13 protein-coding genes, 1 rRNA gene and 1 pseudogene are annotated in these 14,501 nt (G+C 60.3%); 7 read left to right on the forward strand and 8 right to left on the reverse strand.

Annotated elements, in window-relative coordinates:
- Together BMZ46_RS08290 and BMZ46_RS08300 are read right to left on the reverse strand one after the other, a co-directional pair.
- Positions 1 to 113 (reverse strand): 16S ribosomal RNA (locus tag BMZ46_RS08290); the annotation flags it as partial.
- A 410-nt stretch (positions 114 to 523) separates the two neighbouring features.
- Entirely contained in the window at positions 524 to 1,480 is a 957-nt protein-coding gene (locus tag BMZ46_RS08300; RefSeq protein WP_074687884.1) for a threonine dehydratase, read from the reverse strand.
- 94 nt (positions 1,481 to 1,574) lie between these two features.
- Here BMZ46_RS08300 and BMZ46_RS08305 point away from each other — a divergent pair, with 94 nt between their 5' ends.
- From BMZ46_RS08305 to yghU, 3 genes are all read left to right on the forward strand, one after another.
- Positions 1,575 to 2,417 (forward strand): helix-turn-helix transcriptional regulator, encoded by an 843-nt coding sequence (locus tag BMZ46_RS08305; RefSeq protein WP_074687883.1) that lies wholly within the window; start codon positions 1,575 to 1,577, stop codon positions 2,415 to 2,417.
- Positions 2,418 to 2,671: 254 nt separating this feature from the next.
- Positions 2,672 to 3,148 carry a hemerythrin domain-containing protein gene (locus BMZ46_RS08310; RefSeq protein WP_039770748.1) on the forward strand — a complete coding sequence of 159 codons (477 nt, stop codon included), beginning with the start codon at positions 2,672 to 2,674 and terminating at the stop codon, positions 3,146 to 3,148.
- A 192-nt stretch (positions 3,149 to 3,340) separates the two neighbouring features.
- Positions 3,341 to 4,180 carry a glutathione-dependent disulfide-bond oxidoreductase gene (gene yghU, locus BMZ46_RS08315; protein ID WP_074687882.1) on the forward strand — a complete coding sequence of 280 codons (840 nt, stop codon included), beginning with the start codon at positions 3,341 to 3,343 and terminating at the stop codon, positions 4,178 to 4,180.
- Positions 4,181 to 4,237: 57 nt separating this feature from the next.
- Here yghU and BMZ46_RS08320 read toward each other — a convergent pair whose 3' ends face one another.
- The 3 genes and pseudogenes from BMZ46_RS08320 to BMZ46_RS29780 form a co-directional block, all read right to left on the reverse strand.
- Complete coding sequence (locus tag BMZ46_RS08320; RefSeq protein ID WP_039770753.1) at positions 4,238 to 4,729, reverse strand: DUF2269 family protein; 492 nt, start codon at positions 4,727 to 4,729, stop codon at positions 4,238 to 4,240.
- A gap of 2 nt (positions 4,730 to 4,731) precedes the next feature.
- Complete coding sequence (locus tag BMZ46_RS08325; protein WP_039770756.1) at positions 4,732 to 5,859, reverse strand: saccharopine dehydrogenase family protein; 1,128 nt, start codon at positions 5,857 to 5,859, stop codon at positions 4,732 to 4,734.
- 141 nt (positions 5,860 to 6,000) lie between these two features.
- Positions 6,001 to 6,075 (reverse strand): annotated as a pseudogene (locus BMZ46_RS29780) (LysE family translocator); the annotation flags it as partial.
- A 153-nt stretch (positions 6,076 to 6,228) separates the two neighbouring features.
- On the opposite strand from BMZ46_RS29780, the gene glcD reads away from it, so the two are divergent.
- Genes glcD through glcF form a run of 3 tightly spaced genes read left to right on the forward strand, consistent with a single transcriptional unit; the run spans position 6,229 to position 10,013 of the window.
- Positions 6,229 to 7,728 carry a glycolate oxidase subunit GlcD gene (glcD, locus tag BMZ46_RS08330; RefSeq protein ID WP_074687881.1) on the forward strand — a complete coding sequence of 500 codons (1,500 nt, stop codon included), beginning with the start codon at positions 6,229 to 6,231 and terminating at the stop codon, positions 7,726 to 7,728.
- On the forward strand, positions 7,728 to 8,792 hold the full coding sequence (gene glcE, locus BMZ46_RS08335; RefSeq protein WP_039770760.1) for a glycolate oxidase subunit GlcE: 1,065 nt from the start codon (positions 7,728 to 7,730) through the stop codon (positions 8,790 to 8,792). Before glcD ends, glcE begins: the two co-directional genes overlap by 1 nt.
- Positions 8,793 to 8,795: 3 nt before the next feature.
- Positions 8,796 to 10,013 (forward strand): glycolate oxidase subunit GlcF, encoded by a 1,218-nt coding sequence (gene glcF / locus BMZ46_RS08340; protein WP_074687880.1) that lies wholly within the window; start codon positions 8,796 to 8,798, stop codon positions 10,011 to 10,013.
- Positions 10,014 to 10,029: 16 nt separating this feature from the next.
- On the opposite strand, the gene BMZ46_RS08345 is transcribed toward glcF, so the two are convergent.
- A complete protein-coding gene (locus tag BMZ46_RS08345) occupies positions 10,030 to 10,257 on the reverse strand; it encodes a hypothetical protein (protein WP_052266591.1) in 228 nt (75 codons plus the stop codon).
- A 255-nt stretch (positions 10,258 to 10,512) separates the two neighbouring features.
- Here BMZ46_RS08345 and BMZ46_RS08350 point away from each other — a divergent pair, with 255 nt between their 5' ends.
- A complete protein-coding gene (locus tag BMZ46_RS08350) occupies positions 10,513 to 11,283 on the forward strand; it encodes a helix-turn-helix transcriptional regulator (RefSeq protein ID WP_074687879.1) in 771 nt (256 codons plus the stop codon).
- A gap of 65 nt (positions 11,284 to 11,348) precedes the next feature.
- Here BMZ46_RS08350 and BMZ46_RS08355 read toward each other — a convergent pair whose 3' ends face one another.
- Both BMZ46_RS08355 and macA read right to left on the reverse strand, forming a co-directional pair.
- Complete coding sequence (locus BMZ46_RS08355; RefSeq protein ID WP_074687878.1) at positions 11,349 to 13,304, reverse strand: MacB family efflux pump subunit; 1,956 nt, start codon at positions 13,302 to 13,304, stop codon at positions 11,349 to 11,351.
- Positions 13,305 to 13,306: 2 nt separating this feature from the next.
- Complete coding sequence (gene macA / locus BMZ46_RS08360; RefSeq protein WP_074687877.1) at positions 13,307 to 14,455, reverse strand: macrolide transporter subunit MacA; 1,149 nt, start codon at positions 14,453 to 14,455, stop codon at positions 13,307 to 13,309.
- Positions 14,456 to 14,501 lie beyond the last annotated feature (46 nt).

The following is a 14,501-nucleotide window of genomic DNA, read 5'->3' on the forward strand; positions in this document are numbered from 1 at the left end:
TACTCACCCGTCCGCCGCTGAATTCAGGAGCAAGCTCCCTTCATCCGCTCGACTTGCATGTGTTAGGCCTGCCGCCAGCGTTCAATCTGAGCCATGATCAAACTCTTCAGTTCAAACATCTTTGGGTTTTTAAGAAACCCTAAACTTGGCTCAGCAATCGTTGGTTACATCTTTGATTTCTCGCGGAGTAACTTGTGATGCTGATAATCTTGTTGACTATCAGTCTGACTCCACAAGCACCCACACGAATTGCTTGATTCAGTTGTTAAAGAGCGGTTGGTTAAGATCTTTCGTCTCAACCGAGGCGCGCATTCTACAGCAGCCTCATTTGCTGTCAAGTGACTATTTTCATTTGAATTCAATCACTTGCGCTAGAAGCAACTCAAGTTGCTCGCTAGCGGGAGGCGAATAATACAGGATCAAAACAGGTGGTCAACCCCCGTGTGAAAATTCTTTTCCATACTCAACAGGCCAGGTCGCGTTTGCGAAAACTACCCCCCGTACCGGCTATATAAGGTAGCAATCATCCAATCACCCCCGCATAGATCGCTCGATCAACATTTCCCCCGGATAGAATCACACCGACCGTTTTCCCCTCCCGCCTTTCATGCTCCTGCATCAAGGCCGCCAACGCGGACGCGCCCGCCCCTTCAGCAAGGTTATGGGTATCGGTGTAATACACGCGCATGGCCTCGGCGATTTCATCTTCGCTTACCGAGACGATCCGCGCTGCCCCCTTCCTATAAATGTCGAACGCCTCGGCAACAGGCCTGCGCACGGCAAGGCCGTCGGCAAAAGTGTTGGCCGACGCGGTTTCACAGATCGTTTTCGCTTCGAAAGACAGTTTGGCGGCCATTGCTTCCGTCGACACCACCCCTACTACCTCGGTACTCAGGCCCAACACATCCCGGGCAGCAATCACACCGCAGATTCCCGAACCACAGCCGATGGGTACATAGACGGTGTCCAGCTCTGGCGCTGCACTGAACAGCTCAAGCGCATACGTCGCAACGCCCTTGACCAGTTCGGCATGAAATGGCGGCACCAGGTACAAGTCATGTTCCTGCGCCAGGCGAGCAGCCTCTTCGCGAGCTTCATCGAAGTCACGCCCGTACTCGACCACCTCACCGCCGAACCCGCGCATGGCGTTGTTCTTTTCCTGCGAGTTGCCCTGTGGCACAACGATCAATGCCCTCAGCCCCACGGCACTGGCTGCCAGTGCAAGACTTTGGCCATGATTGCCACGCGTCGCAGAAACGATGCCTTTGACGCTCGGGTACTCACGGCGCAGCCAGTTCATGAAGGTAATGCCGCCGCGCACCTTGAAGGCACCGGTCGGCGTGTGGTTTTCGTGCTTGACCCAAACGGTGCATCCCAATCGCTCGGCCAGCAGAGGCCAGCGATACTGGGCGGTAGCTGGCATCACCTGGTAAACCTGGCGAGCAGCGTGTTCGAGGTCATCGCGACTGAGTGTATGCATGAGCGTCTCCTTGGCTTTGCCCCAGTCTAGGCACGCAGGCGTCGCGTCGGCTTTCAAAAAACGAACCTGACTTTTATGCCATCCCTTCACTACTATGACGATCATGAGTCATCGAAACCGTCAGCACATCACCCCCCTTGCGGAACCGGTCCGTCGCATCGAGGCAGGTTCGTGGACGATCGAATTGCTGCCCGGCGCAGCCTACTCGGCTCGCTACGTGGCGACCCAGTCAGCGATTGGCTTTGCCTTCGACAGCCAACGCGGCCTGCATGCCATCGGTACTGACCGGGTACGTCCCTTCGACGCGATGCCCAATGGCCTGGCGTTCGTCCCGGTCGGCTGTGATGTGTTGTCCGAGTCCCCCATGGGCGGTGAATACCTGCGGGTCATCCGCACCAAAGGGGATGCGTTGGCCGGAGATCGGCCATTCAACAACCGCACCGACCCGCAGGCCATTCTCCTCGCCCAGCGAATGCGCAGCGCGCTGTTGCAGCCCAAATGGGACGATGACTGGGAAACCTGGGCGCTTGCGCTGGCTGAGCGCGCCGCCGTTCAGGACGTGCCAGTGCACCGCGGCTCGATCACCGACAGCCGAATGCGACGGCTGGATGAGTTCATTGACGCAGGTCTCAGTGGCCCGCTCGATGTACTGTCGATGGCACACCTGCTCGAATTGTCCGAAGGCTATTTCACTCGCGCCTTCAAACAAGCCACGGGCAAAAGCCCCCATAGCTATTTGATCGACCGGCGCCTGGCCAGGGCTCGGGCGATGATATGCGACGGGAAAACGGCCTTGTCGCAGGTCGCCCTGGCCTGTGGATTCAATTCCCAGGCGCACCTGACAAGTGCCTTCAAACAACGACTTGGCGTGAGTCCGGCACAATTGCGCAAAAGTACTTGCCACAGCGCCAGCACCGGCAAACAACATCCGTCGTGATGGCTTTCGTGCCTTCTGTCTTCTGATCCGGAAAGCCGCGCCTGCAACCCTTCGGGTCGTGTTCTGCAATGCCGATTGCACGTCGTTCATGCAGGCTGCACGAACCCCCTCAACCCTGCTACCGCACAACCCCTGATCCAGACGCCTTTGGCCGGGACGCACGACTGGCATGGCAAATGCGTTGTTCTTCGGGAATCCACGGCGCCGAGAGACATCGGACTGTGTTCTAACCCTGAATAGCAGAGGCAACCAACATGAACGCGATCGACCTTCTGAAAGCCGACCACGAGAAAGTCAAAGGGATCCTGAGTCAACTCAGCGAATCGACGGACCGGGCCCTGAAAAAACGTGTCGAGCTACTGGGCAAACTGGAAATGGAGATCTCGATCCACACCCGACTCGAAGAGGAAATCCTTTATCCGGCCTTCAAGGAAGCCGGCACCAAGGAACAGGACATCATGTACTTCGAAGCCAAGGAAGAGCACCGCACCGTGGATTCGCTGGTGCTGCCAGACCTCAAACTGACTGATCCGGGGACGCCCGAGTTCGCTGGCCGGGTCAAAGTGGTCAAGGAGCTTCTGGAGCATCACATCGAAGAGGAAGAAACCGAGATGTTTCCGCAGGCAAAAAAACTCCTCGGCAAAGCGAAGCTCGATGAACTGGGCGAACAAATGGAAGCGATGAAAGCCAGCTACAAAAAGGAAATGATGGCCGGCAACGTGGCGGCGTGATGCTCCCGAAACCCAGAAAGCCCGGCATCTGCCGGGCTTTTCTTTGGGTTGATATCACGCTCGAGTCCCGCGAATTTTCATCCGCCCGCCGGTGGCATTCAAACGCCGTTGTGTGGTGTGCTGTTCGTCATGAGCCCGCTGTTCCCATTCGGGCTCACAACATTCCGGCCATTAACCGATGAGGTCCGTTTCATGAGCAATACGTCTTACGTGCCACCCAAGGTCTGGAAACACAGCGCGCCTTCCGGCGGCCAATTCGCCAATATCAATCGCCCGATTGCCGGGCCGACGCATGAAAAAACGCTGCCGATCGGCAAGCACCCGCTGCAGCTCTACTCGCTGGCCACGCCCAATGGTGTGAAGGTGACCATTCTGCTCGAGGAATTACTGGCGCTTGGCTACACCGACGCTGAATACGATGCCTGGCTGATCCGCATCAACGAAGGAGACCAGTTCTCCAGCGGTTTTGTCGAGATCAACCCCAACTCGAAAATTCCGGCTTTACTGGACCGCAGCGTGGAGCCGGCCATTCGCGTGTTCGAATCTGGCTCGATCCTGTTGTATCTGGCGGAGAAATTCGGCGCCTTCCTGCCCTCCGATCCGGCGGGTCGCACCGAAACCCTGAACTGGCTGTTCTGGCAAATGGGTGCTGCGCCGTATCTGGGCGGTGGCTTCGGGCATTTCTATGCGTATGCGCCGGAAAAACTCGAATACCCGATCAATCGATTCACCATGGAAGCCAAGCGTCAGCTGGATGTACTCGATCGCCGCCTGAGCGAAAGCCCTTACCTTGCCGGCAACGACTACACCATCGCCGACATAGCGGTCTGGCCGTGGTACGGACAACTGGTGCGCAACAATGTGTACTCCGCCGCCGAGTTTCTGAGCGCCCATGAATACACCCACGTGCAGCGCTGGGCGCAAGAGATTGCCGAACGACCTGCGGTGATTCGCGGCCAGCGCGTCAACCGGACGTGGGGCGATGAAGTGAGCCAGGTTCCCGAACGGCATCAAGCAAGCGATCTCGATTGAACTTCACCTGATACGACGCAACGTCCGGTGCGAAGTCTGTATCGGGCGTTGCGTTCGCTACACCAACAAGTCAGCCCACTGTCCCGGCGTCATCTTCGTCACCATCAGCAGCACGATCACGAACATCCCCAGAAAACCGGCAACCCCCATCCAGAACCATTTTCGGTACACGCAACGGTACTCATCGGCAAGCCCGCCCCCCGTTTCGACTGCGCTCGACGCCATCATGTACAAACGCTTCTGAAGCACCAATACCGGTAACCAGAGCGACCCGACGCACAGGAAAATGATCAAGGAGGTCAGTACCCATTCCGTGGTCAGAGGCAGTCCGGCAAGCCTGGTCAACCCGTAACCCGTCACGATCTGGATAAAGCCCGCCGGCGTGGTGATCCAGGCGTCGAACCGTACGACCATTCTCGACACGTGCGCTATCACCAAAGGGTTGGCTGTACGGCTAGCGGCGATCAGGTAGAGGTAGGAGCCCATGCCGAATCCGAACAGGAAAACCGCGGCGACGATGTGAATGTATTTGAGGCACAGATAGAGCACGGTCAGTTCTGCCCATCAGAGAAATGCATCGACAGGCTCAGATTCTGCGGATCGTTGATGGCTGCCATGTATTCGTCGACAGTGATCACGCCCACGCAAGGACGCGCGCCAGCCTCGGGCCGATATCCCCGGGCGATTTTCGCAGCAAGGGCAACGGCTGCGCAGCTTGGGATTTCCGGCCCCTTGTCATTGCGGGCGGTGAGCTGGACCGTCATGGCCAGCGGATTGCCGTCGATGCCGAGCCCCTTCACGTCGATGTACATCGCGCTTTTGCCATCACCGAATCGCTCGAACCAGGTGCCCCAACGATGAAGCCGCGCCGCCCAGGGAACATGATCACGAAACGCACCAAACCTGCGGGCCAGGGCGAACAGGCCGTTGGCCACACCACCCAGCTTAAGGCCCGCACCCGCCTTGAAACTCAAGGTTCGGGCACCATAGCGGCTGGCAAAAATGTCCATGTCCGGCACGTCGACATTCGCCAGCACCCGAACGCCCAGGTGAGGCATCTTGCGCAACGTCAGGTCGAGCCAGCCTGCCACCTCATGAACCTGGCCATTCCTGAGCTGCCTGATCGGCTTGCCGGCGTAGGCCAGAACACCTTCAACCGTCGAAAGGCCCGGCATTTTCGCCGATGAGGAAATGCCATGTTCGATCGAATCGATACGAGAGAAGCGATACTGATGCTCATCGATAAGGGCCGATGAAAGTGTCGGCACCGAACTGCAACCGCTGAGAATTGCCACGCCAGCCTGTTTCGCGCGGGCATCGAGGGCTCCGATGCCGTTGACGAACGTTCGGCAGTCGGACAAGTCGCAATAATGCACACCCGCGTCTATGCAGCGCTCGGCGACCGCATAGGATTGCCCTTGAAACGGGCCCCCGGTGTGGATGACCAATTGGATGTTCATCGTTTTCAGAACCGCTTCAAACCCTTCCCCCATCGCATTGCCGCACCAACTCTCGCAGACGACGCCCGACAGGGTTTTCAGCTCGTCGACTTTGCGCATCAGTTTCTGAGGGTCGCGACCGGAGATCACCAGCGTGATGTCCGGCATCGCAATCAAATGCCGGCTGACAATGCTGCCGAAATTCCCGTAACCGCCGACCACTAAAACCCTGAGTGCCACGCAATGCTTCCTTGAAATGATTGAATGATTTCAGTCGTACCTCTGTGAGCTACGCACCTGCTGACGCATCGTCAGAATCGCAGCCCCGAAGCCGATGAACCGGTCTCACCACCCGGATGGCCCAACGGGACAGCGCAGGCTAAGCGGCTCGGGTCCAGGGCTGGCAATGGCAATCGCGGCAACCTGGGTAAAGGCCAGAATCGAGTGAGAGTGCATTCCATGCTCATTGGGGTGAAGTGGCGGCATATTACAGGAGCACGCGGGACAACGAACTACCGGACGCTACGCTTTACTTCTCGGTGTCAGCGGCCCAATGATGGAAACCGGCACCGACCTCGAATAACGACAACGGAGGGTCGCCCACCGATCATGAACATTCTCTACGACGAACAGGTCGACGGCGCCTTGCCCGACGTCGACAAAGTCGCGCTTCTGCAAGCCCTGCAGCACCAATGGCCAGACCTGGACGTGCTGCATCAGCGCGAGGAACTGAAACCGTACGAGTGCGATGGCCTCTCGGCCTACCGCACCACGCCGCTGCTGGTGGTACTGCCACGGCATATCGATGAAGTTCAGGGCGTGTTGCAGATCTGCCATGAACGACGGGTGCCGGTGGTGGCCAGGGGCGCGGGGACCGGTTTGTCCGGCGGTGCTTTGCCGCTGGAAAAAGGCGTGCTGCTGGTGATGGCGCGCTTCAACAACATCCTGCAGATCGACCCAAAGGCCCGCACTGCACGGGTGCAACCCGGTGTGCGCAACCTGGCGATTTCCCAGGCCGCCGCGCCGTTCGGGCTGTATTACGCACCTGACCCTTCCTCGCAAATCGCCTGCTCGATCGGCGGCAACGTGGCGGAAAACGCCGGTGGTGTGCATTGCCTCAAGTACGGCTTGACCGTGCACAACCTGCTCAAGGTCGAGATCCTCACCGTCGATGGCGAACGCCTGACGCTGGGTTCGGACGCACTGGATTCCCCCGGTTTCGACCTGTTGGCGCTGTTCACCGGTTCCGAAGGCCTGCTCGGGGTCATCACCGAAGTCACGGTCAAACTCTTGCCCAAACCGCAGACGGCCAAAGTGCTGCTGGCGGCGTTCGACTCCGTGGAAAGGGCCGGCCGCGCCGTGGCGGATATCATCGCGGCCGGCATCATTCCCGGTGGCCTGGAAATGATGGACAACCTGGCGATCCGCGCTGCCGAAGACTTCATCCACGCCGGTTATCCGGTGGATGCCGAGGCCATTCTGCTTTGTGAACTCGATGGCGTTGAAGCCGATGTCCACGATGATTGCGCGCGGGTCCGGCAAGTGCTCGAACACGCCGGCGCCACCGAACTGCGCCAGGCCCGAGACGAGGCCGAGCGCGTGCGATTCTGGGCCGGGCGCAAAAACGCCTTCCCCGCCGTGGGCCGGTTGTCGCCGGACTATTACTGCATGGATGGCACCATCCCGCGCCGCGAGTTGCCTGGCGTACTGCATGCGATTGCACAGCTTTCAGCCGAATACGGCCTGCGAGTCGCCAACGTATTCCATGCCGGCGACGGCAACATGCATCCACTGATTCTGTTCGACGCCAACCAGCCCGGCGAGCTGGAGCGTGCCGAAGCGCTGGGTGGCAAGATCCTCGAACTGTGCGTCAAGGTCGGCGGCAGCATCACCGGAGAACACGGCGTGGGCCGGGAAAAAATCAACCAGATGTGCGCGCAGTTCAACAGCGATGAGCTGAACCTGTTCCACGCCGTCAAAGCCGCGTTCGATCCCGGCGGCCTGCTCAACCCCGGCAAAAACATTCCAACCCTGCACCGCTGCGCCGAATTCGGCGCCCTGCACGTACACCACGGGCAACTGCCCTTCCCCGAACTGGAGCGGTTCTGATGGGCGACGCGATGGATTTCGATGACAGCGCCGCGCTGCTCGAACAGGTCAACCGGGCACTGGAAAACGCTACCCCGCTGCGCATCCAGGGCGCCAACAGCAAGGCGTTTCTCGGGCGCATCGTCGGTGGCGAGATTCTCGACACTCGCGCCCATCGCGGCATCGTCAGCTACGACCCGACCGAACTGGTGATCACCGCACGCTGCGGCACTCCACTAGTGGAACTGCTGGCCGTGCTGGACGCTTCGCAACAGATGCTGGCGTGCGAACCACCCGCCTTCGCCGACGATGCCACGGTCGGCGGCATGGTCGCCACGGGCCTGTCCGGGCCGCGTAGGCCCTGGTCGGGATCGGTGCGCGATTTCGTGCTGGGCACGCGAATCATCACCGGTCATGGCAAACACCTGCGCTTCGGCGGCGAAGTCATGAAGAACGTCGCCGGTTATGACGTGTCGCGCCTGATGGCCGGCAGTTACGGCTCGCTCGGGGTGATCACCGAAGTCTCGCTCAAGGTGCTGCCCAAACCGCGAGCGTGCCTGAGCCTCAGCCTGGAAATGACCGGTGATCAAGCTTTGCAGCGTCTGGCCGAATGGGGCCAACAACCGTTGCCGATCAGCGCCGCGTGTCACGATGGCCGGCAATTGCACTTGCGCCTGGAGGGTGGCGAAGGTTCGGTGGCGGCCGCCCATGATCGCCTTGGCGGCGAGCCGCTCAACAGTTCGTTCTGGGCCGATCTCAACGAACAACGCCTGGGCTTCTTCGACGAAGACCAACCGCTCTGGCGCCTGTCCGTGCCGCTGAACACGCCGCCGCTGAACCTGCCCGGCCAGCAGTGGCTCGACTGGGGCGGCGCGCAACGCTGGCTCAAATCGACGGCCGAAGCTGCGGTCATTCGCAAAGTGGTCGACGAAGTCGGCGGGCATGCGACCTGTTATAGCCACGGTCTGATCGACGAGCCGTTCCATCCTCTGGCGCCCGCCCTGCTGCACTATCACCGCCAACTCAAACGACAACTCGACCCCCGAGGCATTTTCAACCCCGGGCGTCTGTACGCGGAGCTTTGAGCCATGCAGACCACCCTCAGCCCGCAAGCCCGGCAACTGCCCCGCGCCGAAGAGGCCGAAAGCATCCTGCGCACCTGCGTTCATTGCGGATTCTGCAACGCGACCTGCCCGACTTATCAATTGCTCGGCGATGAACTGGACGGACCGCGCGGGCGCATCTACTTGATCAAGCAAGTGCTTGAGGGCAACGAAGTCACGGCGAAAACCCAGCAACACCTGGATCGTTGCCTGTCGTGTCGCAACTGTGAAACCACCTGCCCTTCGGGCGTGGACTATCACAACCTGCTCGACATCGGCCGGGCGGTGGTGGACGCCGCCGTCCCGCGTCCGCTCGGGCAGCGCCTGTTACGTGAAGGGCTGCGAAATATCGTGCCCAATCCACGGTTGTTCAAAGGGTTGATCAATGGCGGTCAGATGTTGCGCAGATGGTTGCCCGACGCCTTGCAAGACAAACTGCCACGCAACGCGGTAATGCCTGCATCAGATCCTGGCATCCGCCATGCCCGGCAAGTACTGATGCTGGAGGGTTGCGTGCAACCGGGCCTGTCACCCAACACCAATGCCGCAGCGGCGCGGGTGCTGGATCGTCTGGGCATCAGCGTGATTCCTGCCCGCGAGGCTGGCTGTTGCGGCGCGGTGGATTATCACCTTGACGCCCAGGCCACCGGCCTTGAGCGCGCCCGCCACAACATTGATGCGTGGTGGCCGGCCATCGAACAGGGTGCCGAGGCGATCGTGCAGACCGCCAGCGGTTGTGGTGCGTTCATCAAGGATTACGGGCATTTGCTTCGCGCCGATCCAACTTATGCCGAAAAGGCCAAAGCCGTCAGCGCGCTGGCAAAAGATCTGGTTGAGGTGCTGCGCGAAGAGCCGCTCGAATCCTTAGGCATTCACGCCAATCAACGTGTGGCTTTCCATTGCCCCTGCACTTTGCAGCACGCGCAGAAACTTGGCGGTGTGGTGGAGTCGGTGCTGGTCCGAATGGGCTTCGACCTGACTGCGGTCCCCGACGCTCATCTGTGCTGCGGCTCGGCAGGTACTTACTCGATCACCCAACCGGCGCTGGCCAGGTCACTGCGCGACAACAAACTCGCTGCGCTGGAGAGTGGTCATCCCGAGATCATCGCCACCGCCAACATCGGCTGTCAGGCACACCTCGACGGCGCCGGCCGCACGCCCGTCAGGCACTGGATCGAACTGGTGGACGCGCATTGCCGCTGAATGTCCGGAGTGCCTGCTACCCTTCAAGCGGTGGCGCAGACAAGTCTTCGTGACGGATAAAGATGTGGCCTGCATCGCGCACCAACTGTCGCCACTCGGAAGCGTTGATAAGTCCCTGCTCCAGCATCTCGTCGGCCCCCTTGAGCAACTCATCATATTGATCCTGTGGGTCGAGCTGCTCCCGGGACTGTGTTGCCAGATTGCGCCAGGCCGACAGGGACTCTTTTTTGCGTTGATCAAACATATCGAATGCCTCGCGAAGATGACATCGGGTAGAGCCGGTTCGGTTCTGCGTCGTTCGATACATGCGACGAGTGGAAGGCAATGCGGTTGCGGCACTCAATGTTCGTTATGAGCTAATAACCCCTTCATTAAACGGTCGCTCAAACGTTGTACTAGGATAGGATCCAAATTTCCCGATTTGAGGTCGCCGGCCAAGGATATCCGCAGGAGACTCGGGAAAGCGCAATTCCCCCATTGCTACTCATGGATGAAACACATGAACTCACACCTGTTCCCTCACATCGGCAAAGTCATCGCCAGCACCGGCAGCCGGCATTTTCCGCGGATGCTGCACGACCTGATCCTCACCCAACTGGCCGTGGATGCCACACACATCCGGCAGATGCGCGTGGAGCCGGTCGCACGTACGCAACCGCGCACCGAGCCGGAATGCCCCAAAGAGGCAACCCTGACGGCCGAGACGGTGTATTCCGAACTGAGCACCGATCCCGGCAACAGTGACGTGCCCGCCCCCGAACCCTCCACGGTCACCGATGCTTCGCAGTTGCACCTGACCCGGCGCAAGGACGGTTACCGTTATGTGATTTCCGTGTACCGCTGCGGACCGTCGAAGCGCTTCTCCGCGCGCGAGCGCAGTCTGTTGCAGGACATCTCCCCGGTGTTGCTGCCGATGGTGGAAAAGCACATCCACGCGCTGCAACCGGCGAGTGCGGATCCCGAGGCGCAAGCCGCAGCGACCGAAGCCTCGCTTCAAGGCCTTGAAACCCTGCGCCTGCGTTTTTGCGAGCGCGTGCAGCAACTGGGCCTGAGCCTGTCCAACCGTGAACTAGAAGTGTGCGTCGGTCTGCTGGCCGGGCGCACCGCGCCTGAACTGGCCGAGCAATTGCAACTGAAGGTCAATACCGTCGAGAGCTACCTCAAACGTGCTGCCATCAAACTGGGAATCAGCGGCCGCCATTCGCTGATGCGCTGGATGTATTCACCTGAAGACTGCCCGGCCGCCTGCGACCCGTCCAACGCGGCCTGATCGATCACACGCCGGTAAAAAACCGCCGTCCTGCCAGGGACGGCGGTTTTTTTCATGTCCGGCCCTCAGTCCCGCGCCAACGCCTCGATCGGGTCGAGCCGCGATGCATTGCGCGCCGGCACAAAGCCGAACACGATGCCGATCAGCGTCGAGCAGATCACCGCCGTCAACACCGAGCTCAACGAGAACACCATTTCCCATTCCTTGATGAACAGCGAAAACAGGTGGCCGATGGCGTAACTCAACGAGATTCCAATCGCCCCGCCCAGCAGACAGACCATCACCGCCTCCACCAGAAACTGCTGACGAATGTCCGACTGCCGCGCCCCGACCGCCATACGGATGCCGATTTCGCGGGTCCGTTCGGTGACCGACACCAGCATGATGTTCATCACCCCGATGCCGCCGACCACCAGCGAAATCACTGCAATCAGCGATAGCAACAGCGCCAGTGAGCGGCTGGTTTTCTGCACCGTCTGCATGACGCTGTCGAGGTTGTTGGTGAAGAAATCCTTGGTGCCGTGGCGCTGCAGCATCAGCTTGTTGACGTTGTCTTCGACAACCTTGCTCGGTTGGCCGTCCTTGATCCGCACGCTGATGCTGTCCAGGTAGCGCTGGCCCAACAGTCGACCGGCTGCGGTTTCGTAAGGCACCCAGACATTGAGCGACTTGCTCGACGAGAACATGTTCTTCTTTTCTGCTGCCACACCGATCACGGTGCACGGCAGGTTGCCGATCAGGATCACCTGTCCCAGCGGATCGACTCCCTCGCCGAACAACCGTTGGCGGGTGTTGTGATCGATCACCACCACCTGCGCCTGGCGTCGGGCATCGTTTTCGCTGAACGCAATGCCCGACTCCATCTTGATTCCGCGCACCTGGAAGTACAGATCGCTGACGCCGTTGACCTGGGCATCGAGGTCGATGTTGCGATAGCGCAGCAACAGATTGCGCCCGACCACCGGCGTGGCGCTGTCGACGTAGTACAGCTGGTTGAGCGCCGTTACATCCGCCGGCACCAGGGTTTCGATGGCCGCCGAACGGCTGTCGCCGAAACTGGTGCCGGAATAGATATCGATGGTGTTGCTGCCGATGGCCTGAATGTCCTTGAGCACATAGCGCTTGGCCCCTTCGCCGATCGCCGAAATCGACACCACCGAGGTAATGCCGATGACGATCCCGAGCATGGTCAGCAGAGTGCGCATCCGATGTGAGATCAGCGCGACCCAGGCCATGTTGAAGGCCTCCTTGAACAACCCGAGGCTGGCCACCAGACGCCGCGCCCCCGTGGATTTGGGGACCGCGTCCTCATTGTTCAATGCCGTGGTGTCATGCTCGTTGCGGCGGTCGCTAAGGATTTCGCCGTCACTGACCTCGATGATGCGCTCGGCGTTGGCCGCGACCTTGGGGTCATGGGTTACCAGAATCACCGTGTGCCCGGCCGCGTGCAGCTCCAGCAGGATGCGCATCACCTCCTTGCCACTGGTGGTGTCGAGGGCGCCGGTCGGCTCGTCCGCGAGGATCACTTCGCCGCCGTTCATCAGGGCCCGGGCGATACTGACCCGCTGCTGCTGACCGCCCGAGAGTTGACTCGGACGATGGGTCAGGTGCCCTTCCAGCCCAAGGCGCGCCAGCAATTCACGGGCTCGCGCATGGCGTTGTGGTTCCGGCGTGCCGGCGTAGATTGCCGGCATCTCGACGTTGTGCATCGCACTCAAGTGCGGCAGCAAGTGGTAGCGCTGGAAGATGAAGCCGAAATAGTCGCGACGCAGTTCGGCCAGCGCCTGGCTGTCCAGATCGCGGGTTTCCCGGCCGTTGATCCTGTAGCTGCCGGCTGTGGCGTAATCGAGGCAGCCGAGGATGTTCATCAGGGTCGATTTGCCGGAGCCCGAGGCGCCGATGATCGCCACCATTTCCCCGGCATTGATCGTCAGGTTGATGTTCTTCAGCGCGAGGAATTCGCGATCGCCAGCCGTGAAGCTGCGGCTGATGCCGGTCAGTTGCAGCAGAGGTTCGCTCATGCTCATGCCCCTGCCACTTTCGTCACCGGATCACCGATCACCACCCGGTCGCCTTCGGCCAGGCCTTCGTTGACCTGCACCTTGACGTTGTTGTTGATCCCGGTCTGCACATTGCGCGACTGCGCCTGGCCCTTGGCGTCCAGCACCCGCACCGGGAAGCTGCCATCGCTGTTGCGTGGGCCCAGCGCGGCGACCGGAATCGTCAGCACCGATTTGGCGGTGTCGAGCACCACCCGCACCTGAGCGGTCATGGAAATACGCAAACGGTGATCGGGATTCGGCACCTCGAACAGCGCGTTATAGAACACCGCAGTGTTCTGCTTCGGCGTGCCGGCGGGCGGGGTTTCGAGGAAGTTCTGCGGCGCAGGCTCAGTGCCGCGCAGTTTGCCGTAATAACGTTTGTCCTCACCAAGAATGGTGAAGTACACCTCCTGCCCCGGTGCAATGTGGATGACATCGGCCTCCGACACCTGAGCCTTTACGGTCATGGTGTCCAGGTCCGCCAGTTTGAGCAGGATCGGTGCCAGCTGATTGGCGATCACGGTCTGGCCTTCCTGGGTCACGATGCCCACCACATCGCCGTCGATGGGCGCGACGATCCGCGTGTAGGCCAGATTGACCTTGGCCGTGTCGATCTGGATATGCGCACTCTTGATCTGCGCGTCCAGCGACAACAGATTGGCCTGCTGCACTTCGTAGTTCGATTGCGCGGTTTCGAAATCCTGCCGCGAGATCGAGGCGTCTTCCTGCAGATTCTGATAGCGCTCGTAGATGGCCTTGGTCTGGCGCAGCTGAGCCTGCGTCGCCCGGCGCTGGGCTTGCAGATTCTCCTCATCGACCTGTGCCTGACGCAGGGTGTTCTGCAGCACCAACGGATCGATTTCCGCCAGCCACTGGCCCTTCTTGACCTTGTCGCCGACCTTGACCTTGAGCGACTTCAACTGCCCCGAAACCTGGGCACCGACGTCCACCTGCTTGATGCCCTCCAGCAAACCGGTGGCCAGCACTGCGTTTTCAATGTCAGCGCGTTCGACCGTGGCGGTCAGGTATTGCGGTGCCTCGGCCGGCGCCTGCACCGTGTAGAACACCAACCCGGCCACCAGCGTCAACGCGATTCCCAGACCGACTTTGCGCACCTTCGACTGTTCCATAAATGACCACAATTCCGTTCAGGGTTGAGCCCGGCCAGCGGCCGGG

The sequence above is a fragment of the Pseudomonas sp. NFIX49 genome (assembly GCF_900115915.1).
GTDB classification, from domain to species: domain Bacteria; phylum Pseudomonadota; class Gammaproteobacteria; order Pseudomonadales; family Pseudomonadaceae; genus Aquipseudomonas; species Aquipseudomonas pharyngis.